At 71.5% G+C, this 18,769-nt stretch carries 18 protein-coding genes; 11 read left to right on the plus strand and 7 right to left on the minus strand.

Going from position 1 to position 18,769, the window contains the following annotated elements; genetic code table 11:
* Window positions 1-6 precede the first annotated feature (6 nt).
* The 6 genes from ruvB to ABFJ78_RS10835 all read left to right on the plus strand — a co-directional run bounded on the left by ruvB (window position 7) and on the right by ABFJ78_RS10835 (window position 8,027).
* Entirely contained in the window at window positions 7-1,074 is a 1,068-nt protein-coding gene (gene ruvB / locus ABFJ78_RS10810) for a Holliday junction branch migration DNA helicase RuvB (protein ID WP_436385748.1), read from the plus strand.
* Window positions 1,075-1,193: 119 nt separating this feature from the next.
* On the plus strand, window positions 1,194-1,598 hold the full coding sequence (gene yajC, locus ABFJ78_RS10815; protein ID WP_436385749.1) for a preprotein translocase subunit YajC: 405 nt from the start codon (window positions 1,194-1,196) through the stop codon (window positions 1,596-1,598).
* 220 nt (window positions 1,599-1,818) lie between these two features.
* Window positions 1,819-3,615 (plus strand): protein translocase subunit SecD, encoded by a 1,797-nt coding sequence (gene secD, locus ABFJ78_RS10820; RefSeq protein WP_436385750.1) that lies wholly within the window; start codon window positions 1,819-1,821, stop codon window positions 3,613-3,615.
* A gap of 1 nt (window position 3,616) precedes the next feature.
* On the plus strand, window positions 3,617-4,846 hold the full coding sequence (gene secF / locus ABFJ78_RS10825; protein ID WP_436385751.1) for a protein translocase subunit SecF: 1,230 nt from the start codon (window positions 3,617-3,619) through the stop codon (window positions 4,844-4,846).
* A 1-nt stretch (window position 4,847) separates the two neighbouring features.
* Complete coding sequence (locus ABFJ78_RS10830; RefSeq protein ID WP_436385752.1) at window positions 4,848-5,366, plus strand: adenine phosphoribosyltransferase; 519 nt, start codon at window positions 4,848-4,850, stop codon at window positions 5,364-5,366.
* A 312-nt stretch (window positions 5,367-5,678) separates the two neighbouring features.
* Window positions 5,679-8,027 carry a RelA/SpoT family protein gene (locus ABFJ78_RS10835; protein WP_436385753.1) on the plus strand — a complete coding sequence of 783 codons (2,349 nt, stop codon included), beginning with the start codon at window positions 5,679-5,681 and terminating at the stop codon, window positions 8,025-8,027.
* Here the strand turns inward: ABFJ78_RS10835 and ABFJ78_RS10840 are convergent.
* A complete protein-coding gene (locus tag ABFJ78_RS10840) occupies window positions 8,024-9,271 on the minus strand; it encodes an amidohydrolase family protein (RefSeq protein ID WP_436385754.1) in 1,248 nt (415 codons plus the stop codon). The genes ABFJ78_RS10835 and ABFJ78_RS10840 overlap by 4 nt on opposite strands.
* A gap of 45 nt (window positions 9,272-9,316) precedes the next feature.
* Here ABFJ78_RS10840 and ABFJ78_RS10845 point away from each other — a divergent pair, with 45 nt between their 5' ends.
* Window positions 9,317-9,739 (plus strand): MarR family winged helix-turn-helix transcriptional regulator, encoded by a 423-nt coding sequence (locus tag ABFJ78_RS10845; protein WP_436385755.1) that lies wholly within the window; start codon window positions 9,317-9,319, stop codon window positions 9,737-9,739.
* Here ABFJ78_RS10845 and ABFJ78_RS10850 read toward each other — a convergent pair.
* Window positions 9,736-10,137, minus strand: coding sequence for a DUF1304 domain-containing protein (locus tag ABFJ78_RS10850; RefSeq protein WP_436385756.1), 402 nt, complete (start codon window positions 10,135-10,137; stop codon window positions 9,736-9,738). The two genes, ABFJ78_RS10845 and ABFJ78_RS10850, sit on opposite strands and share 4 nt — an antisense overlap.
* Complete coding sequence (locus ABFJ78_RS10855) at window positions 10,134-10,550, minus strand: cupin domain-containing protein (protein WP_436385757.1); 417 nt, start codon at window positions 10,548-10,550, stop codon at window positions 10,134-10,136. Before ABFJ78_RS10855 ends, ABFJ78_RS10850 begins: the two co-directional genes overlap by 4 nt.
* Before the next feature lie 88 nt (window positions 10,551-10,638).
* On the opposite strand from ABFJ78_RS10855, the gene ABFJ78_RS10860 reads away from it, so the two are divergent.
* From ABFJ78_RS10860 to ABFJ78_RS10870, 3 genes are all read left to right on the plus strand, one after another.
* Window positions 10,639-11,676, plus strand: a complete 1,038-nt coding sequence (locus tag ABFJ78_RS10860) for a helix-turn-helix transcriptional regulator (RefSeq protein WP_436385758.1) — start codon at window positions 10,639-10,641, stop codon at window positions 11,674-11,676.
* A 114-nt stretch (window positions 11,677-11,790) separates the two neighbouring features.
* Window positions 11,791-13,467, plus strand: a complete 1,677-nt coding sequence (locus ABFJ78_RS10865; protein WP_436385759.1) for a hypothetical protein — start codon at window positions 11,791-11,793, stop codon at window positions 13,465-13,467.
* Window positions 13,467-13,808 (plus strand): hypothetical protein, encoded by a 342-nt coding sequence (locus ABFJ78_RS10870; protein ID WP_436385760.1) that lies wholly within the window; start codon window positions 13,467-13,469, stop codon window positions 13,806-13,808. The genes ABFJ78_RS10865 and ABFJ78_RS10870 overlap by 1 nt, the downstream gene beginning before the upstream one ends.
* A 7-nt stretch (window positions 13,809-13,815) precedes the next feature.
* Here the strand turns inward: ABFJ78_RS10870 and ABFJ78_RS10875 are convergent, their stop codons facing one another.
* Window positions 13,816-14,649 carry an alpha/beta fold hydrolase gene (locus ABFJ78_RS10875; RefSeq protein ID WP_436385761.1) on the minus strand — a complete coding sequence of 278 codons (834 nt, stop codon included), beginning with the start codon at window positions 14,647-14,649 and terminating at the stop codon, window positions 13,816-13,818.
* 73 nt (window positions 14,650-14,722) lie between these two features.
* Here ABFJ78_RS10875 and ABFJ78_RS10880 point away from each other — a divergent pair, with 73 nt between their 5' ends.
* Window positions 14,723-15,502, plus strand: coding sequence for an enoyl-CoA hydratase/isomerase family protein (locus tag ABFJ78_RS10880; protein ID WP_436385762.1), 780 nt, complete (start codon window positions 14,723-14,725; stop codon window positions 15,500-15,502).
* Here ABFJ78_RS10880 and ABFJ78_RS10885 read toward each other — a convergent pair.
* The 3 genes from ABFJ78_RS10885 to ABFJ78_RS10895 all read right to left on the minus strand — a co-directional run bounded on the left by ABFJ78_RS10885 (window position 15,489) and on the right by ABFJ78_RS10895 (window position 18,769).
* Complete coding sequence (locus ABFJ78_RS10885) at window positions 15,489-17,285, minus strand: glycoside hydrolase family 97 catalytic domain-containing protein (protein ID WP_436385763.1); 1,797 nt, start codon at window positions 17,283-17,285, stop codon at window positions 15,489-15,491. The two genes, ABFJ78_RS10880 and ABFJ78_RS10885, sit on opposite strands and share 14 nt — an antisense overlap.
* 78 nt (window positions 17,286-17,363) lie before the next feature.
* Window positions 17,364-17,927: a hypothetical protein gene (locus ABFJ78_RS10890; RefSeq protein WP_436385764.1), complete on the minus strand. Its 564-nt coding sequence runs from the start codon at window positions 17,925-17,927 to the stop codon at window positions 17,364-17,366.
* Between the two features lie 65 nt (window positions 17,928-17,992).
* Window positions 17,993-18,769 carry a LysM peptidoglycan-binding domain-containing protein gene (locus tag ABFJ78_RS10895; protein ID WP_436385765.1) on the minus strand — a complete coding sequence of 259 codons (777 nt, stop codon included), beginning with the start codon at window positions 18,767-18,769 and terminating at the stop codon, window positions 17,993-17,995.

Consider the following 18,769-nt stretch of genomic DNA (forward strand, 5'->3'; position numbering starts at 1 on the left):
GCGGCCGTGGAGTATGAAGCCGTGGAGGAAGAAGAAGCCCTCTCGGCGTGGGCTCAGACCGGCGAAGAAAACGTCGAGGGCACGCTGCGGCCCCGCAAGCTCGACGAGTTCGTCGGCCAGCCGCGCGTGCGCGAGCAGCTGGAGCTGGTGCTGGAGAGCGCGCGCCGCCGCGGCGTGCCGCCCGACCACGTCCTGCTCTCCGGCCCGCCCGGGCTGGGCAAGACGTCGATGGCGATGATCGTCGCCGCCGAGCTGGGCGCGGCCATCCGGATCACGTCGGGTCCCGCGCTGGAACGGGCGGGCGACCTCGCCGCGATGCTGTCCAACCTGGCGCCGGGCGACGTCCTGTTCATCGACGAGATCCACCGGATCGCCCGCCCCGCCGAGGAGATGCTGTACCTCGCGATGGAGGACTTCCGGGTCGACGTCGTCGTCGGCAAGGGCCCGGGCGCGACCAGCATCCCGCTCGAGATCGCCCCGTTCACGCTGGTCGGGGCGACCACGCGGTCGGGTTCGCTGACCGGCCCGCTGCGCGACCGGTTCGGCTTCACCGGGCAGATGGAGTTCTACACCGACGCCGAGCTGGAGCTGGTCGTCCGCCGCGCGGCGACGATCCTCGAGATCCCGATCGACCGCGACGGCTGCGCCGAGATCGCCGGCCGCTCGCGTGGCACGCCCCGGATCGCGAACCGGCTGCTGCGGCGCGTCCGCGACTACGCCGAGGTCCGCGCCGACGGCAAGGTGACCCGCGACGTCGCCCGTGCCGCGCTGGCCGTCTACGACGTCGACGAGCTGGGTCTCGACCGGCTCGACCGGGCCGTGCTCACCGCGCTGACCAGGTCGTTCGGCGGCGGGCCGGTCGGCATCTCGACCCTGGCGGTGGCCGTGGGGGAGGAGGCGACCACCGTGGAAGAGGTGTGTGAGCCCTACCTCGTGCGCGCCGGTATGCTCGCCCGCACCCCGCGCGGCCGGGTCGCCACCGCGACCGCGTGGGAACACCTCGGCATGGTGCCCCCCGCGGACCTCCCGGGGCGCCCGGACCAGGGCGGGCCGTCGCTGTTCGAGCAGGACTGAACGGCCCGAACCGGCGGGTGGGTGCTGGCGTCCGCGCTGGTACCTGGCACACTTGACAGGAGCACATACCCAAAAACCGGACATTTCGGCTGGGCCCGGTGTCCGTCGAACGGAGAATCATGCAACAGCTATTGCTGCCCCTGCTGCTCGTGCTCGTCCTCGCCGTGCCGCTGGTGATGAGCACGCGGAAGCAGAAGAAGCAGCAGGCCGCGCAGCAGGAACTGCAGAGCAGCCTGGCGCCCGGTGACCGCGTGATGACCACTTCCGGTCTCTACGGCACCGTCGCCGACGCTTCGGGCGACAACACGATCGACATCGAGATCGCGCCGGGCGTCGTCACCACCTGGCTGCGGCTGGCGGTCCGCGAAAAGGTCGAGCCGGTCGTCGAGACCGACGAGGACACCGCGGACGAGGCGGAGGCCCCCGCCGAGGAGTCGATCATCGAGACGAGTTCCGGCATCAAGGACGAGGAGCCGCAGACCACGGCTCAGGTCGCCCCGCCGCTGGAGCACGGCAAGAAGTAGGCCCCCCGCGGCACCCTGGGGCGGGCCGGGGAAACGCCCGACGAAAGTCGGTGTGGCCTCGCACGCCGGGCTCACGCAGCACCGAGTACTGTCTCGGTGCTGCGTGCGTGTCCGCCGTCATACCCGTGCCCGGGAGTGAATCGCACACAGTCCCTCCCGGTAACCCTCCGGGCGGGCACCGCATAGTTGGGGCAACCCAGTCCGAGGAGACCGAAGCACCGTGGCATCATCGGCCGGGCATCTCCGCCCGGGACGCTATCTCGCCTTCTTCGCCCTGATCGTGATCGTGCTGTACGCGCTGGTGTTCCTCACCGGCAACCACAAGCCGACCCCGAAGCTGGGCATCGACCTGCAAGGCGGCACCCGGGTCACGCTCACCGCCCGCACCCCCGACGGCGGCCAGCCCACCCGGGAATCCCTGAACCAGGCGCGCCAGATCATCGAGCGCCGCGTCAACGGGATCGGCGTCAGCGGCACCGAGGTCCTCCTCGACGGCAACAACGTCGTCATCACCGTCCCCGGCGAGCAGGGCGACCAGGCGAAGAACCTGGGCAAGACCGCGAAGCTCGGCTTCCGCAAGGTCGTCGCGAACGCGACCCAGCCGGTCGTGCCGCCGCAGACCACGACCCCGCCGCCGGCCACCGGCACCCCGACCTCCGGTGCGCCGACCTCGGGCGCGCCGAGCAGCTCCGCGCCGCCCGCTTCGTCGAGCGCGCCGCCGTCGAGCCCGGCCGCCGGTGGTGGCGGTGCCGCGGGCGCCCTCGCGCCGCAGCAGAGCACCACGCCGGCCCCGCCGAGCAGCAGCGCCACGCCGCCGCCGTCGAGCCAGGCCCCGGCCCCCTCGGACGGCTCGGTGGACGCGCAGACCGCGCAGGAGATCCAAGCCGCGAAGGCGGTCCGCCAGAACAAGGACCTGATCGGCGCCGACGGCCAGCCGAACCAGGAGCTCGTCGCGAAGGCGATGGCGTCGCTCACCTGCGCGCCGAACGCCAAGGACCCCCTCGAGGGCAACGACGACCCGAAGCTGCCGCTGGTCGCCTGCGGTGACCACGACACGTACAAGTACCTGCTCGAGCCGGAGTTCCTGCCGGGCACCGAGATCGCCGACGCGAACTCGAGCTACAACACGCAGAACGGCCAGTGGGTGGTGAACCTCAGCTTCAAGAGCGAGGGCACCAAGATCTGGGCGGACTTCACGACGAAGAACGTCAACCAGCAGGCGGCGTTCGTGCTCGACACGCAGGTCGTGTCCGCGCCGAACATCCAGGTGGCCATCGTCGACGGCAACACCCAGATCACCGGCAAGTTCACCCAGGCCGAGGCGAAGGACCTCTCGGACATCCTCAAGTACGGCTCGCTGCCGCTGTCGTTCGCGTCCTCGGACGCGACCACGGTGTCGGCGACCCTCGGCCTGGCCTCGCTGCAGGCCGGGCTCATCGCCGGCGGCATCGGCCTGCTGGTGGTCTTCATCTACTGCCTGTTCTACTACCGGCTGCTCGGTGTGCTCACCATCCTGTCGCTGGCCCTGTCCGGCGCGCTGGTGTTCGCCGTGCTGGTGCTGCTCGGCCGCTGGATCGGCTACACGCTGGACCTCGCGGGCATCGCCGGCCTGATCATCGCGATCGGCATCACGGCGGACTCGTTCGTCATCTACTTCGAACGGCTGAAAGACGAGATCCGGGAGGGCCGGACGTTCCGGTCCGCGGTGCCGCGCGGCTGGGTCCGCGCCCGGCGCACCATCCTGGCTTCGGACGCGGTGAGCTTCCTGGCCGCGGCCATCCTGTACGTCATCGCGGTCGGCGACGTCCAGGGCTTCGCGTTCACCCTCGGCATGTCCACGGTGCTCGACCTGGTGGTCGTGTACCTGGTGACGCACCCGCTGGTGGCCATGGTGTCCACGTCCAAGAACGCGTTCCTGTCCAATCCGAGGCACCTGGGCCTCGGCGCCGTGCAGCAAGTGGGTTCGCAGCGTAAGAAGTCGACCTCGGTCGGCCGCGCGAACGTGAAGGAGGCCTGACGTGGGGGTCGAAGAACTGGGCACGGACGCCGAAGGCAACACCAAGGCGGCCGCCAAGCCCGGCAAGAGGGAGAGCGTCTTCCACCGGCTCTACGTCGGGACGGGCGCCTTCGACGTCGTCGGCAAGCGCAAGCGCTGGTACCTCTTCTTCGGCGCGCTGGTGCTGGTCTGCCTCGCGTCGATGGTCATCCGCGGGTTCAACCTCGGCATCGAGTTCGAGGGCGGCACGCAGATCCAGATGCCGGCCAACGGCACGCACGGCGTGATCACCGAGCAGCAGGCGAAGGACTCGTTCGAGAAGGCACTCGGCCGCCCGGCGGCCGAGGCGCAGAAGGTCGGCACCGGCGCGGCGTCGACCATCCAGATCCGCACCGACACGCTGAACGCGGCCGACGTCGCGAAGGTCAAGCAGGGCCTGTTCCAGGACCTGGGGCCGAAGGGCACCAACGGCCAGCCCAGCGCGCAGGCGATCAGCGACAGCGCGGTGAGCGCGTCCTGGGGCGGTGAGATCTCGCAGAAGGCGCTGATCGCGCTCGGCGTGTTCCTCGTCGCGGTGGTCATCTTCCTGGCGATCTACTTCGACCTGCGGATGGCCGCGGCGGCGCTCGTCTCGCTGCTGCACGACATCCTCGTCACCGCCGGCGTGTACTCGCTGATCGGCTTCGAAGTCACCCCGGCGACCGTGATCGGCCTGCTGACGATCCTCGGGTTCTCGCTGTACGACACGGTGGTGGTGTTCGACAAGGTCCGCGAGAACACGCGCGGCCTGCTCGGGCTGACCCGCCGCACCTACGGCGAGGCCGCCAACCTGGCGCTCAACCAGACCCTGATGCGGTCGTTCAACACGGCGTTCATCGCGCTGCTGCCGATCCTGGGCCTGCTGATCGTCGGGTACGTGCTGCTCGGCTCGGGCACGCTGCAGGACCTCGCGCTGGTGCAGCTCACCGGTACGCTGGTCGGCGTCCTGTCGTCGGTCGCCCTGGCGACGCCGCTGCTGGTCGACTTCAAGATGCGCGACCCGAAGTACGCGCAGCAGGCCGAGCGGGTCCGCCAGCGCCGCGTCACCCAGGAGCGCCGGGCCGCGGGCGAAGAGGACTTCGACGCCGGGGACGACGACGCCCTGGCGAAGGAGCTGCGCAAGGAGAAGGCGTACGCGGCTGCGGCCAGCGTCCCCGCCCGGATCCAGAAGCAGCGCCCGTCCGGCAAGCCCGCGGGCAAGCGGAAGCGCTGACGTGGAGCTGGACGACGCCCTCGGCCTGATCGCCGAGGTGCCGGACTTCCCGGAGCCCGGCGTGCTGTTCCGCGACCTGAGCCCGCTCTTCGCGGACGCGGGTGCGTTCAAGGCCGTGACCGACGCGCTGGCGGAAACGCTGGAACCCGGTGTCGAGGCGCTCGCGGGCGTGGAAGCCCGCGGGTTCCTCCTCGCCGCGGCCGTCGGGTACGCCCGCGGCCTCGGCGTGGTGCTGATCCGCAAGCCGGGCAAGCTGCCGCAGGTGGCGGGCCGGGTGGACTACGCGCTGGAGTACGGCACGGCAACGGTCGAGCTGCCGGCCGGCGTGGTGAAGCCGGGCCAGCGCATCGCGATCCTGGACGACGTGCTGGCAACGGGCGGCACGGTAGCGGCGACGGGCAAGCTCCTGGAGGACGCGGGAGCCGTGGTCGACGGAGTGTCGGTGGTCCTGGAACTGGCAGCGCTGGGCGGCCGCGAGGTCCTGAGCGGCCGAAACGTCCACGCACTCAAGACCTGCTGAGAGGGTTGCCGGACTGTCAGCCCGCACCGCCGCTCACCCAGGCCGCCCCCAGCACCCCGATCCGAAGCCAGAACACGGCCGGCGGTGCCCGGTCAAGGCACGCTTTCCCGCCTTGACGCGGTACTGCCGGCCGTAGTCACAATCGGGCATCGGGGTGATGGGCCTACCCGAGGCCCACCCGCGAGGCCCACCCCGAGGCGAACCCGCTGGTCAGAACCTCGGTATCCCCCTGAACGGGCGCACCCCACAGGTCCGCGAGGCGCAACGGCTACCCTGGTGTTCCGAAGGCCGCACGAGCAGCAGGAGGTGCGGGTGAGCCAGGAGCTCGACGCCGCGGTGCCCGCGAAAGAGGGCGCCCAGCAGAACGGGCAGGCGGCGGCCCAGCCGCCCAGGCCGAACGGTGCGGCGCCGAACCCGTCCGCGACCCGGCGGGTCCGGGCGCGCCTCGCCCGGCGGATCACCGCGCAGCGCGCCGCTCCGGTCAAGCAGGTCCTCGAACCCCTGGCCGTCATCCACCGCGAGCTGCACCCCAACGCCGATCTCGGGCTGCTCCAGCGCGCCTACGACGTCGCCGAGGAGCTGCACCGGAACCAGCGGCGCAAGTCCGGTGACCCCTACATCACCCACCCGCTCGCCGTCGCCACCATCCTCGCCGAGCTGGGCATGGACACCACGACTCTGGTCGCGGCTCTGCTGCACGACACGGTCGAGGACACCGGCTACGCCGTCGAGAGCCTGAAGGCCGACTTCGGCGAGAAGGTCGCCGAGCTCGTCGACGGCGTCACCAAGCTGGACAAGGTCAAGCTCGGCACCTCCGCCGAGGCCGAGACCATCCGCAAAATGGTCATCGCGATGGCCAAGGACCCCCGGGTGCTGGTCATCAAGCTCGCCGACCGGCTGCACAACATGCGCACCATGCGCTTCCTGCCGCCCGAGAAGCAGGCCCGCAAGGCTCGCGAGACCCTGGAAGTCCTCGCCCCGCTCGCGCACCGGCTCGGCATGGCCACGGTGAAGTGGGAGCTGGAGGACCTCGCGTTCGCCATTCTCCAGCCGAAGAAGTACGACGAGATCGTCCGCCTGGTCGCCGACCGCGCGCCCTCGCGCGACATCTACCTGCGGTCGGTCATCACCGACCTGACGAGCAACCTCGTGTCGTCGCGGATCACCGCGAAGGTCGAGGGCCGGCCGAAGCACTACTACTCGATCCACCAGAAGATGATCGTCCGCGGCCGCGACCTGGACGACATCCACGACCTGGTCGGCGTGCGGATCCTCGTCGAGGACGTCCGCGACTGCTACGCCGCGATGGGTGTCGTGCACGCGCTGTGGCAGCCGGTGCCCGGCCGGTTCAAGGACTACATCGCACAGCCGCGGTTCGGCGTCTACCAGTCGCTGCACACCACGGTGATCGGCCCGGACGGCAAGCCCCTCGAGGTGCAGATCCGCACCTATGAGATGCACCGCACCGCCGAGTACGGCATCGCCGCGCACTGGCGCTACAAGGAAACCAAGGGCACGCACACCGGCAACGCCATGGACGTCGACGAGATGGCGTGGATGCGCCAGCTCCTCGACTGGCAGCGGGAAGCGGCGGACCCGGGCGACTTCCTCGAGTCGCTGCGCTACGAGCTGGCTTCGCGCGAGATCTTCGTGTTCACGCCCAAGGGTGACGTCATCACGCTGCCGGTCGACTCGACTCCGGTGGACTTCGCCTACGCCGTGCACACCGAGGTCGGGCACCGCTGCATCGGCGCCCGCGTCAACGGCCGCCTGGTCGCGCTCGAACGCAAGCTGGAAAACGGCGAAGTCGTCGAGATCTTCACGTCCAAGGCGGAGAACGCGGGGCCGTCGCGCGACTGGCTGCAGTTCGCCGGCTCGCCGAAGGCGCGCGCCAAGATCCGGCAGTGGTTCGCCAAGGAACGCCGCGACGAGGCGATCGAAGGCGGCAAGGAAGCCATCACCAAGGAGATCCGCAAGGTCGGGCTGCCGATCCAGCGGCTGGTCTCCGCGGAGTCGATGGGCGCGGTCGCCACCGAGCTGCGCCACGCCGACATCTCGTCGCTCTACGCGGCGGTCGGCGAGGGCCACACCAGCGCGAAGCACGTCGTGCAGCGGCTGGTCGCGCTGATCGGCGGCGTCGACGCGGCGGAGGAGGAGCTCGCCGAGCGGGCCACGCCGTCCACGGTCACCCGGCGCCGGGGTTCCAACGACGTCGGCGTCGTCGTCAAGGGCGCCAGCGACGTCTGGGCGAAGCTGGCCCGCTGCTGCACCCCGGTGCCCGGCGACGAGATCCTCGGTTTCGTGACCCGCGGCGGCGGTGTTTCGGTGCACCGCACCGACTGCACGAACGCCGGCGACCTGCAGTCCCAGCCCGAGCGGCTGGTCGAGGTCGAGTGGGCGCCCTCGGCTTCTTCGGTGTTCCTGGTGGCCATCCAGGTCGAGGCGCTCGACCGGCACCGGCTCCTTTCCGACGTGACGAAGGTGCTGGCCGACGAGAAGGTCAACATCCTGTCGGCCTCGGTGACCACGTCCCGCGACCGGGTCGCGGTCAGCCGGTTCTCGTTCGAGATGGGCGACCCGAAGCACCTCGGTCACGTCCTCAAGGTGGTCCGCGGCGTGGAAGGCGTCTACGACGTCTACCGCGTGACGTCGGCTTCCTAGGGAGTCCAGGAAACGCCGGCGGCCGCGGCGATCCGCTCGCGTGACTCCAGGAGCCGCGCACGCAACGGCGATAGGTCGACGTCGAGCAGGCGCCCGTGCCGTTTGACCGCCTTCCCGGCGACGTAGACGCTGTCGACCAGCCCGGGGTGACCGGCGCTGACGACGGTGCGGACCGGGTCGCCGACGGGGAAGACCGAGAGATCCTCGGCGTCCAGCAGGACGAGGTCGGCGTCGAGGCCGACGGCGAGGCGGCCGCTGGTGCGCCCGCAGGCCCGGGCGCCGTCCACGGTGGCGAACTCGAGGACGTCCCGAGCCGTGACGCCGCCTCGCTCGGCGGCCAGTGCCGTGCGCATGGCGCCGAACAGGTCACCACCGGCGGACAGGCAGTTGTCGACCGACAACGTCGGGCGGATGCCGGCGGCGAGGGCCCGGCCGGTCACCGGCGGCGCGAAGCCCATCTTCAGCTCGACGTCCGGGCTGACTGACACCGAAGACCCCGCCTCGGCCAGCATCACGAGCTGGTCGTCGGACAGGTCGTTGCCGTGCACGACGGTGGTGCGCTCGTCGAGCAGCCCGCGGTCCCGCATCCCGGCGATCGGCCGGTCTCCGTGCGGCCAGCCACCGGTGCCGTGGACGTGCATGCTCACCGGCAGCCCGAGTTCCCGTGCCAGCGCGACATCCGCGGCGGTTTCGTCCATTGTGGAAATCACCGGCCCGCGCAGGCCCAGCACCATGTCGTCGCCCGGTAGCAGCTTGCGCACCCGCCGGATTTCCGGCGCGATGTCCGGCCCGTCGGCGCCGTAGCAGAAGATCGAGTGGCCGGGTGCGTCGCCCAGCCCGGCGATCGCGGCGTCGGCGTTCTCCGGGTGGAGGGCGCAGTGGAACCAGTCGAGCACGGTCGTGACGCCGGAGTTCAGGGCTTCGAGGCGGCCGAGGAGGTTGCCCAGGTAGACGTCTTCCGGTCGGTAGTGGGGCTTGAGCATGCCGTGTGCGGCGACGCGGTACTGGTCGAACGTCCAGTCCGCGCCGAGGCCGCGGAACGCCGTCTGCCAGGTGTGCCGATGTGTGTCGACGAACCCGGGCAGCACGATCTTCCCCGTCGCGTCGACGATCTCGGCGTCGACGTCGAGCGCGGCGCCGATGGCGGCGATCCGGCCGTCCTCGATGAGCACGTCGCCGCGGGGAAGGTCCCCGAGCGCCGGATCCATGCTGACCACCATGCCGCCGCGCAGCAGTGTCTTCATCGGTGTCCTCCAAGAGTTGACGCGTCAACTCTGTATGCTACGCCCATGCTGGAGCCGGCGGAGTGGGAGTTCTGGGACACCTGGATGCGCGCCCACCGGATGCTCGACCGCGAACTCGACCGCGGGCTGCAGCGCGACTGCGGCATCTCGAAGGCCGAGTTCAGCGTGCTGATGACGTTGGACCGGCCGATGCGCGTCGGCGAGCTCGCCGACGCGCTCGACTGGGAGAAGAGCCGCGTCGCGCACCTGCTGACGCGAATGGAGAACCGCGGCCTGGTGGCGCGCATCGAGGACGGCGCCACCGGCCGGCGCACCGGGATCGAGCCGACCGAGGAGGGCCGGCGCACGGCCGAGCGCGCCGTCCGGGCGCACGGCGCCACCATCCGCCGGCTCGTCCTCGACCGCCTCACGCCCGGCCAGGCCGCGGCCATTCGCGCCTGGAGCGAGCAGCTGATCGAGCGGAGCTAGAAGAGCGCCGCGACCAGGGCGACCAGCGGCGGCACCGCCTGCGCGAGGGCACCGCCCCGGCCCGCGCCGCGGGGTCGGCTGAGGGCAAGCAGGTCGGACACGCCGAGGGCGATCCCGGCCAGGGCCATGTACGCGCAGGTGTAGAGCACCAGCGCGCGCCCGGCGCCGGTCTGCCCGGTGTGCAGCAGCACCAGCCCGATGACGGGTCCGGCCGCGAGGAACAGGTTGTAGAACCCGACGTTGAACGACCACAGCCGGGTGGCGGGCAGGTTCGCCGCCGGGATCTTGAAGATGCCCTCGTGCACGCCCGGCCGTTCGAACAGCACGACCTCCCACGTGAACGCGAGCAGGTGCACCAGCGCGGCGATCCCGGCGAAGATCTGGACGACGGCGTTCACGGCCGCACCAGCTCGACGCCGTGCCGGCTCGCGACCTCCGGGATCCGCTCCGGCGGAGCCTGGTCGACGTCGCGGAAGAAGCGGCCCATCGCGTCGGTCAAGCCGACCGCGAGGAACTTCGCCGACGGCGTGTGCACGGTGAAGGTGTTGACCGCGCCCGCCGGGATGCTGATCGACGCGCCGGGGCCGAGGTCGTGCAGCTCGCCGTCGACGTAGACCGTGATCCGGCCGTGCAACACGTAGAAGCTCTTCGCCCAGGGCTCCGAGTGCGGCGGGACCGACGGCCCGCGGGGCGCGTCGACCTCGAACAGCTCGTAGGCCCCGCCGGTGTGCTCGGCACCGACCTTGACGGTGATCCGGGCATCCTTCGAATCGAGTTCCGGGCCTTCGCCCGGGGCGCTGAAGTGGGTCATGCCCTCGATGGTGGGAACCGCGCGGCCGGGGGACCATCCCGTGAATGTGGGATACCCGCATCGGCGCGCCGCGGCGCATACTGCGTCGATGCGGGAACAGCGGTCCAGGTGGGAGGGTCGGGCACAGGGCGCGCGGCGCGACATCGCCGCACTCGCGACGGCGGGCCTCGGGGTCGCCGAGCTGCACGCCGCCGTGATCGAGCTGGTCGAGCGGGTGGTGCCCACCGAGCTCACCTGCTGGGCGTCGCTGGACCCGGACACCGCGGTGATCAGCTCGATGACCAGCGGGCGTGCCCGGATCCCCGGCGAGTACGAACCGCTGCTGGCGACGTACGAGTACGACGGCGCCCAGCCGCACACCTTCGCCGAACTGGCCGCCCGGCCGGTGCCGGTGGCCCGGCTCTCGGACCTGCCGCGCCGGGACGCCGAGCGCAGCGGCCGGCTCAACGAGGTGTGGCGGCCGCTGGGCCTGGACCACGAGCTGCGCGCGGTGTTCCGCGTCGACGGGACGTCGTGGGGTGCGGCCGGCCTGGTGCGGCGCGGCGAGTTCAGCGACCGCGAAGTCGAGTTCCTGACGGCGATCGCGCCGGCGGTGGCGGCCGCGACGCGGGTGGCCGCCCGCACGCGCGACGCGGGGGAGCCGGCGGCCCCGGCGATCGTCGTGGCCGGCCCGGACGGCAGGCAGCGGGCGGCCACCGCGGCGGCCGCGGCGTGGCGGTCCGAACTGGACGAGATCGCCCCCGGCCGGTTCGCGGTGCTGCTGCGGGCGGTGGTCACCGGCGCGCGGGCGGCGGCGACCGGCACGTTCCGCGCCCGGGTCCGCGACGCCCGCGGCGGCTGGATCGTCTTGCACGCCAGCAGGTTGGTCGCCGAGGACGCCGACGAGACGGTGGTGACGGTCGGGCGCGCGTCGGGGGCCGAGCTGCTGAGCGTGCGGCTGGCGGCCTACGGCCTGACCGCCCGCGAGCGCGACGTCTGCCGCGAGGTGCTGGCCGGCCGGTCCACAGTGGACATCGCGGACCGGCTCGGGATCTCGGCCCACACGGTGCAGGACCACCTCAAGTCGGTGTTCGGCAAAGTCGACGTCCGGAGCCGGGGCGAACTGACGGCGAAGCTGCTTTCCTGACCATTCTTCCCGCCGGAAACGGCCGTGCCGGTTTCGCCCGGAATTGCGGTGCCGGTTTTCGTGACTGCATGCTACGGTCCGCAAATTGCGGGGCGGCCGAGCCGAGGGGGCAGCATGTCCGACGACACCACGCGCTACCTGTGTGCGGCTTCGTACCTCGATCCCCGCTACAGCACCGAAGCGATCACCGAGTTCCTCGTCGAACCGACCCGGCCGGTCCCGCCGTCACCGGGTCTCGACGCCGGCCGCGTGCTGACCGAGGCGGTCCGGGCCCGGGCGCGCCGCAAGAACTACGACGGCCTGCTGGTGGGGCTGATGGCCGTGGTCATCGGGCTGTCGTGGGACAACCCGCTGCTGTACGGCTGGATCGTGCTGTCGGTGCTGCTCGTGGTCGCGCGGGCGGGGAAGACCGCGTACGCGAACGAGCGGGTGTTCAACCCGAAGACGCTCGTCCTGATAGCCGTCGTCGTCGTGGTCGGGTGGCTGTTGCTGACCTACTCGGACGAGCTCTTCGAATCCTCCGGCAGCCGGTATTCGTCGCGCTACTACGACGACGTCGACATCGACTACGACGGCTCCTCGGGCGGCGACACCGCCCGGTTCGTCATCGGCATCGTGCTGGCCATCGTCGTGCTCATGGTCGTCACCTTCGAGCGCTGGTCGCTGTGGAACCTGCTGACCACGCGCTTCAAGCGCTTCGCCCCGCCGGCCCCCGACACCGGCAGCCTCTCCGGCCTGTTCACCGAAGACTTCCGCGAGCAGCTCGGCCGCTACCAGCGCGGTGACGAGTTCGCCGGGATGCCCGGTGCGCCGCTGGTGGTGTACCGCGGCTACAAACCGTTCGTCGGCGCGGGTTTCCGCCGCGACTCCTGGTCGATGGCGATCCCGCTGGAGCGGCTCGACGACGACGAGAGCGACCCGGAGACGCGGCGTGAGCTGACCACCGAGACGTTGTACGAGGAGATCCGCGGGGCGATCGCGGACCTGCGGCAATCGGCCTCGCTGTCGCCGGACCGGCGGCTGGGCGGGCTGACCGTGACCGACGCCGTGTTCACCCCGGCCGCCGAGCTCATCGACCACCTCACCGACGCCGAGGCGGCGTCCTACCTGCCGGACATCGAGTACCCGCCGCACACCCGGCTGAGCGAGGCCGACGTCGAGCGGATCCGGCGCGAGCCGAAGGAGTGGGCGCGCTACTACCTGTGCTTCCAGGTGGAGACCTGGGACCGGGACCTGGTGCTCACGACGTTCCTGCACGTGGCGGTGGACGACACGACGCTGTACGTCGAGTGGACGCCGTTCATGCTGCCGCCGATCAAGGCCGAATACCGCGTCGTGGACAAGATGCGGCAGGAGTCGCTGCGCCCGTTCGGGCAGGGGCTGCTCGGCTGGCTGGAGCTGCCGGCGAGCCTGCCGGGCCGGATCGCGAACCTGGCGTCGTGGATCCGGCGGCCGAAGCGCGAGGCCGGGGTCCTCGACCCGGAACGCTACGGCGCCTCGAGCACCCTGCGCGAGCTGGCGGCGGTCAACCTGTTCACCGACTACTTCCAGCTCGTCGACGTCGAACGCTACGAGAAGATCATCGGGAGCAGGCTCCTGCCGACGATCGGCAAGCTGCTCGGCGACGCCGGGTTCTCGACGGCGAAGTTCGAGGAGCAGGCGGCGGTCGTGATCAACAACGACATCAGCATCGGCGGCGACAACCGCGCCCCGATCACCCAGACCGGGCAGCGCGGCCCGCGGCCGCGCGTGCCGAAGACGACCGGCCGCAACGACGGAACGGAGGCCTGATGGGACACCGGATCACGAACAAGGTCAGCATCGGCGGGGACAACTCGGGCCGGATCACCCAGACCGGCATCGAGGGCGGCGGCGCCGACGAGACGGTTTCCTCGCTGCTGCGGCTGGTCGAGCGGCTGACGGCCGAGGTGCGCGGGAAGGATCTCGCGAAGCAGGAGGTGCTGGAGGACACGCTCACCGACCTGGCGGAAGACCTGCGCGCGGGTGACGCCGCCGAGCCGGCGGTGGTCCGCAGCCGGTGGGAGAAGGTCAAGGGGCTGCTGGGCGGCCTGGCGCAGTTTTCCGAGCTGGTCGCGAAGATCTCCGACCAGGTGCAGAAGATCTTCACCTGAGCGCCGGTCAGAGGACCTTCCGCAGCAGCGCGGTCACCTCGGCCGGCCGTTCCATCGCCGGCAGGTGACCGGTGTCGGGGAGTTCGACGAGCTCCGCGTCCGGCAGTGACGCCGCGAGGTGGTGGGACAGCTCGACGAGCCCGGGCGCGTCCGCCGTCCCGATCACCACCAGGGCGGGTGTCGTGATCTCGCCCAGCCGGTGCCGGGTGTCCGGGATCTTCTCCGTCCACTGTGGAGCGGTCCAGTCGCGCCGGTAGACCTGCTCGCACATCTCCCGCACCCGCGCGACCATGTCCGCCGGCAGGACCGAGACGTCCCGGTCCGGGCCGGCGACCAGGTAGCGGATGTTCGCGTCGGCCATCGCCCGCACGTCCGCCGGGTCGACCTCGGCCTCGCGGGCGGCGTACTGCTCGAGCCGCCCGGCGGGGAGCGCTTCCGCGGCCAGCCGGGCGAAGTCCGCCAGCATGTGGTCTGGCCAGGTGTGCCCGGTCAGGCCCGAGCCGAGCAGCGCGAGCCGGGTGATCCGCTCCGGCGCGGCCAGGGCGGCGTCCAGCGCGCACGCCCCGCCCATCGACGCCCCGACCAGCGCGGCCCGCTCGATCCCCCGGGCATCGAGCAGGGCCAGCAGGTCCTCGAAGTGGGCGTACTCGCCGGGGCCGTCGGCGGTTTCGCCGAAGCCGCGGCGGTCGTAGCGGATCACCCGGTGCGTGGCGGCGAGCGCGGTGAACTGGGCGTCCCACATCCGGCGGTCGCCGATCGCGGCGCGCAGCAGCACGACCGCGGGCCCCTCTCCCGCTTCGTCGTAGCCGAACGCCGTCCCGCCCACCTCGATCATCGCCATGGCCCCAAGCTAGCCACCCGACCGTGTCACACACCGCACTTTTCGCTCAGGGCGAGAAGCTAGGGTGCCAACCATGACCGACGGATTCGAGTTGACGCGCGACGGCGAAGTCGCCCGGCTCACGCTGACCCGCCCGGAGAAGATGAACGCCATCACCTACGGCATGTGGTCGGCGATCCCGGACGTCGTGGCCGAGGTCGACGCCGATCCCGCGGTGAAGGTGCTCGTGCTCGCGGGCGCCGGGAAGCACTTCTCGGCGGGTGCGGACATCAGCGAGTTCGGCGAGCTGCGCACCACCGCCGACGGCGCGGCGAGCTACGACAAGGCGGTCGAGGGCGCGGTGGCGGCGCTGACCGCGCTGCGCAAGCCGTCGGTGGCGATGATCCAGGGCAACTGCATCGGCGGCGGCTGCCAGGTCTCGGTCGCCTGCGACTTCCGGTTCGCCGCCGAAGGCGCCCGCTTCGGCATCACGCCGGCGAAGCTCGGCATCGTCTACCACTTCGACTCGACGCGCCAGCTCGTGTCGCTGGTCGGTCCGGCGCACGCGAAGTACTTCCTGCTGTCGGGCGAGCTGATCACCGCCGGCCGCGCCCGCGAGATCGGCCTGCTCAACGACGTCTTCCCGGCCGAGGAGCTGGAGTCGTCGACGCAGGAGTTCGTCGCGACGCTCTGCTCCCGGTCGCAGGCGTCGATCCGCGGGATGAACCGGATCATCGAGAAGATCGTGGCGGGCCAGGAGACGTCGGACGCCGAGGTCGAGGAGATCCGCTCCGAGGCCCTGCACGGCGTCGACTACGCGGAGGGTGTCGCCGCGTTCCTGGAGCGGCGCCCGCCGCGGTTCACCTTCCGCTGAGGATGGTCACGAAGCCGCCGTTCGCGGCGATCGGCACGCGTAGCCGTTCGCCCGCCGTGACCGTCTCGGTTTCCCGGAGCAGCCCGGTCGGCCCGTCGCGGACGGTGTCGGCGACCCAGCGCCCCGGTCCCAGGAAGTCCAGCGGTGCCGTCACCGTCGTGGCCGGCCCGGCGAAGATGCCGCCGACGAACCAGCGTTCACCCGAGCGACGCGCGAACACCGCTGCACGGCCGGGTCTCCCGGACAGCAGCCGGGTTTCGTCCCAGACAGTCGGCAGCTCGTCGAGCGTGCGCACGGCCTCCGGCCGGGCTTCGTAGTTCTCCGGCTTGTCCGCGCCGTGCTGCCAGCCGGATTCGTAGACGAAGAACGTCGCCACCTCGTGCGCGTCCGTCGTGTCCCGATCGGACACCACGAACGCCGTCGGCGTGTAGTCCATGCTGCCGACGACGTTGCGGGTGAACGGGAACATCGTGTTGGTCGCCGCACGCGTCCGGAGCTGTTCGGCGCCGCGGACGGCTTCGAAGCTCATCACGTGCGGCCAGGTGCGCTGGAACCCCCGCGGGACGGTCGCGCCGTGGAAGTTGAGCATCAGCCGCTGCCGGGCGGTCGCCCGCGCGATGTCGTCGTAGAACCCGAGCCGCGCCTGCGTGTCCGAGTCCATGAAGTCGACCTTGATCCCGGCCACGCCCCACGACTTGACCAGTGGCAGCCACCGCGCGCGTTCGGCCGGCGTGTCGAGGTCGTCCCAGCGGAACCAGAGGAGCACCTCGACGCCGCGGGCGCGGGCGTAGCGGATGACAGCCGGGGCCCAGGAGGTGTCCCAGCCTTCGTCGACGAGCAGGTACGGCCAGCCGTGCCGGGCGGCGAAGTCGGCGAACTGCTTCTGCCGCACGGGATCGCGAGGACTGTCGTGTTCGGACAGCCACGACCACGCGACCTTCCCCGGCCGCACCCAGGACGTGTCGTCCAATTCGGACGCCGGCGCGAGGTCGTCGACCAAAGTGGACTCGGTGACCGTCGCCAGGTCGCCGGTGATCGCCACCCGCCACGGCGTGGCGAACGGCCCGGGTCCGGTGACGGCGGCGTCGGCCAGCTTGATCGCGTAGTCCGCCGTGCCGGCCGGGTGCGTCAGCCGGGCGCCGGAGTATCGTCCGTCCACATCGGACTCCGTCAGCAGCGTGTAGCCTCCGTCGCCGGTCTCGAACAGCAACGGGAAGCCGTAGTCGCCGGCCGGTGCGCCGCCCGCGGTGGTTTCGACGCGGACCTTCTCGTAGTTGGGGGAGTAGGGCAGCAGCCACGCCGGCGCCGCCGTGGGCAAGTTGAACGCCGACGCCTCGCCGAGCACCGTCCCGCCGGCGGGGAGGACGTACCGGTAGGCGACGCCGTCGGCGGCCGCGCGGACGACGACATCGAGCCGGGTTCCGCGCGCACCGGTGAAGGACAACGTCGTCTCCGCCGCCCGCGCGTGCCGCCGCAGGCGCTTGCCGGTGGTCATCGAATAGTGCTCGTCGACGACGCGGTCGACGCGGCGGAGGAATTTCAGGTCCCGGGTCAGGTCGGCGGCTCGTGTCCGCAGGCCCAAGGGAGAGGGGGCCAGCACGGTCGTGCCGCCGCGGGAGACCGCGAAGGTCAGGCCGCCGTCGCCGGTGCGGGCGACGGCGGCGGTCACCGCGCCGGTGAGGGTCACGGTCCAGCGGCCGGTGGCGCCGGCGGGCACGCTCGTCACGACGGTGGCCGCCAACGCCAGCGCGACGACGAACGCCGGCCTTCTCCCGAACCCCACGGAAGCTCCTTCGCCGCGCGGAATGACGTGTCGATCACCGATCTTCGGCGCTCGCCGCGGATTCCGCCAACGGGGGCGTCACGCATCCAGGTAGGCGTGGAAGTGCTCGGCGACGACGTCGGTCACCCCGGCGGGGTCGAGCCGGCCGTCGATCTCGATCACGCGGATGCCGAGCTCCCGCGCCGAGCGCACGGCCTGCGCGGCGAGCATCCGGTCGCGCGTCAGGCGGCTCCGCTGCCGCGGGATCGTCGGCTCGTCCGGCCGGTGGCGTAGCTGGTGCTGGCGGAACAGCTCGGTCGGCACCAGCACGACCATCCGGCTCGGCGAGTCCACCAGCGGCGCGACCAGTTCCGGGCGCAGGCCCCGGCCCTCGGCGACGATCGGCCGCGGCGAGGCCAGGGCGCGCAGGTCGGCCAGCGCGCATTCGAACCGTTGCCGGAACTCGGCCAGCAGCGCGGTCAGCTGGTCGCCGGCGAGGGCGTCGTCGGCCGCGGTCGCGCCGGGCCGGGTCCGGTCGTCGTGGTGGTAGGTCGTCAGCCCGTGGCGCTCGGCCAGCAGCCGGGCGACGGTCGACTTGCCCGTCCACGGGGCACCACCGATCCAGAGCGTTGTGCGCAGAGTCCCGAACGGATCCGAGGTCATCGTTCGACTATCGCGGCACCGGCGCCCCGAAGGCCAGCGTTCGGGCGCTGGTTGATCCGTTCAGCTCAGGGCTCGCTTTCGCCGTCGACGACGAGCACGGTGGAGTCGTCGGCGAAGTCCGGTTTCCCGCCGAGCCGGAAGTGGAACCGCGAGCCGGGCCGGACGGCGGCGATCACCTGGGTTTCGGCCGTGTCGAGCACGATGATCGAGAGTTCGGTCGTGACGGGTTCCGGGCGCAGGACTTCGGGCACGACCGGGATGGGCAGGGTGCCGCTGACCGAGCCGGAGCCGTCGTCGGCTTCGCCGGCCGGCTCGAACGGCGGCGGCGGGACGAGCCGCGGCCGGCGGCGCCACCAGAGCCCGGCGATCAGTCCGGTGAGCAGCCCGCCGGTGCCGCTGACGGCGGAGGCCAGCCCGACGCCGAGACCGGAGGTTTCCCCAGCGGGTTCGGCTTTCGGAGCGGCGGCGGCCGGGGGAGCGGTGGGCAACGGCCCGAACTGCACCGCGGGGTCCCGGGCGTCGTCGGGCAGCTGCAGCACCTGGCCGGGTTCGATGGCGGTGGGGTCGGTGAACGGCGTCCCGTCGGGTCTCGGCCGGCCCTGGTTCAGCTTGAAGATCTCGGAGAACCGGTTGCCGTCACCGAGGGCGCGCTCGGCGATCTTGAACAGCGTGATGTCGTCGGGGTTGTCGGCGTGCGGGACGATGTAGTACTTGACGGCCGGCGGAGGAGGCTGGGTCTGCGCGAGCGCGGGACCCCCGGCGAGCACGGCGAAGAGGACACCGGCGGCCCCGGCCTGCCCGGCCCGCCCGAGCACGCGGCGCACCGCGGGGTTTGCGACCAT

It is taken from the genome of Amycolatopsis sp. MEPSY49, from assembly GCF_051337345.1.
GTDB lineage: Bacteria > Actinomycetota > Actinomycetes > Mycobacteriales > Pseudonocardiaceae > Amycolatopsis.

Coding starts and splice junctions, on each gene's coding strand:
- ABFJ78_RS10865 (WP_436385759.1), top strand. CDS start 11,791: ATGTCCGACGACACCACGCGCTACCTGTGTGCGGCTTCGTACCTCGAT.
- ABFJ78_RS10875 (WP_436385761.1), bottom strand. CDS start 14,649: ATGGCGATGATCGAGGTGGGCGGGACGGCGTTCGGCTACGACGAAGCG.
- ABFJ78_RS10855 (WP_436385757.1), bottom strand. CDS start 10,550: ATGACCCACTTCAGCGCCCCGGGCGAAGGCCCGGAACTCGATTCGAAG.
- yajC (WP_436385749.1), top strand. CDS start 1,194: ATGCAACAGCTATTGCTGCCCCTGCTGCTCGTGCTCGTCCTCGCCGTG.
- ABFJ78_RS10860 (WP_436385758.1), top strand. CDS start 10,639: ATGCGGGAACAGCGGTCCAGGTGGGAGGGTCGGGCACAGGGCGCGCGG.
- ABFJ78_RS10890 (WP_436385764.1), bottom strand. CDS start 17,927: ATGACCTCGGATCCGTTCGGGACTCTGCGCACAACGCTCTGGATCGGT.
- ABFJ78_RS10840 (WP_436385754.1), bottom strand. CDS start 9,271: ATGAAGACACTGCTGCGCGGCGGCATGGTGGTCAGCATGGATCCGGCG.
- ABFJ78_RS10845 (WP_436385755.1), top strand. CDS start 9,317: ATGCTGGAGCCGGCGGAGTGGGAGTTCTGGGACACCTGGATGCGCGCC.
- ABFJ78_RS10895 (WP_436385765.1), bottom strand. CDS start 18,769: ATGGTCGCAAACCCCGCGGTGCGCCGCGTGCTCGGGCGGGCCGGGCAG.
- ABFJ78_RS10880 (WP_436385762.1), top strand. CDS start 14,723: ATGACCGACGGATTCGAGTTGACGCGCGACGGCGAAGTCGCCCGGCTC.
- ABFJ78_RS10870 (WP_436385760.1), top strand. CDS start 13,467: ATGGGACACCGGATCACGAACAAGGTCAGCATCGGCGGGGACAACTCG.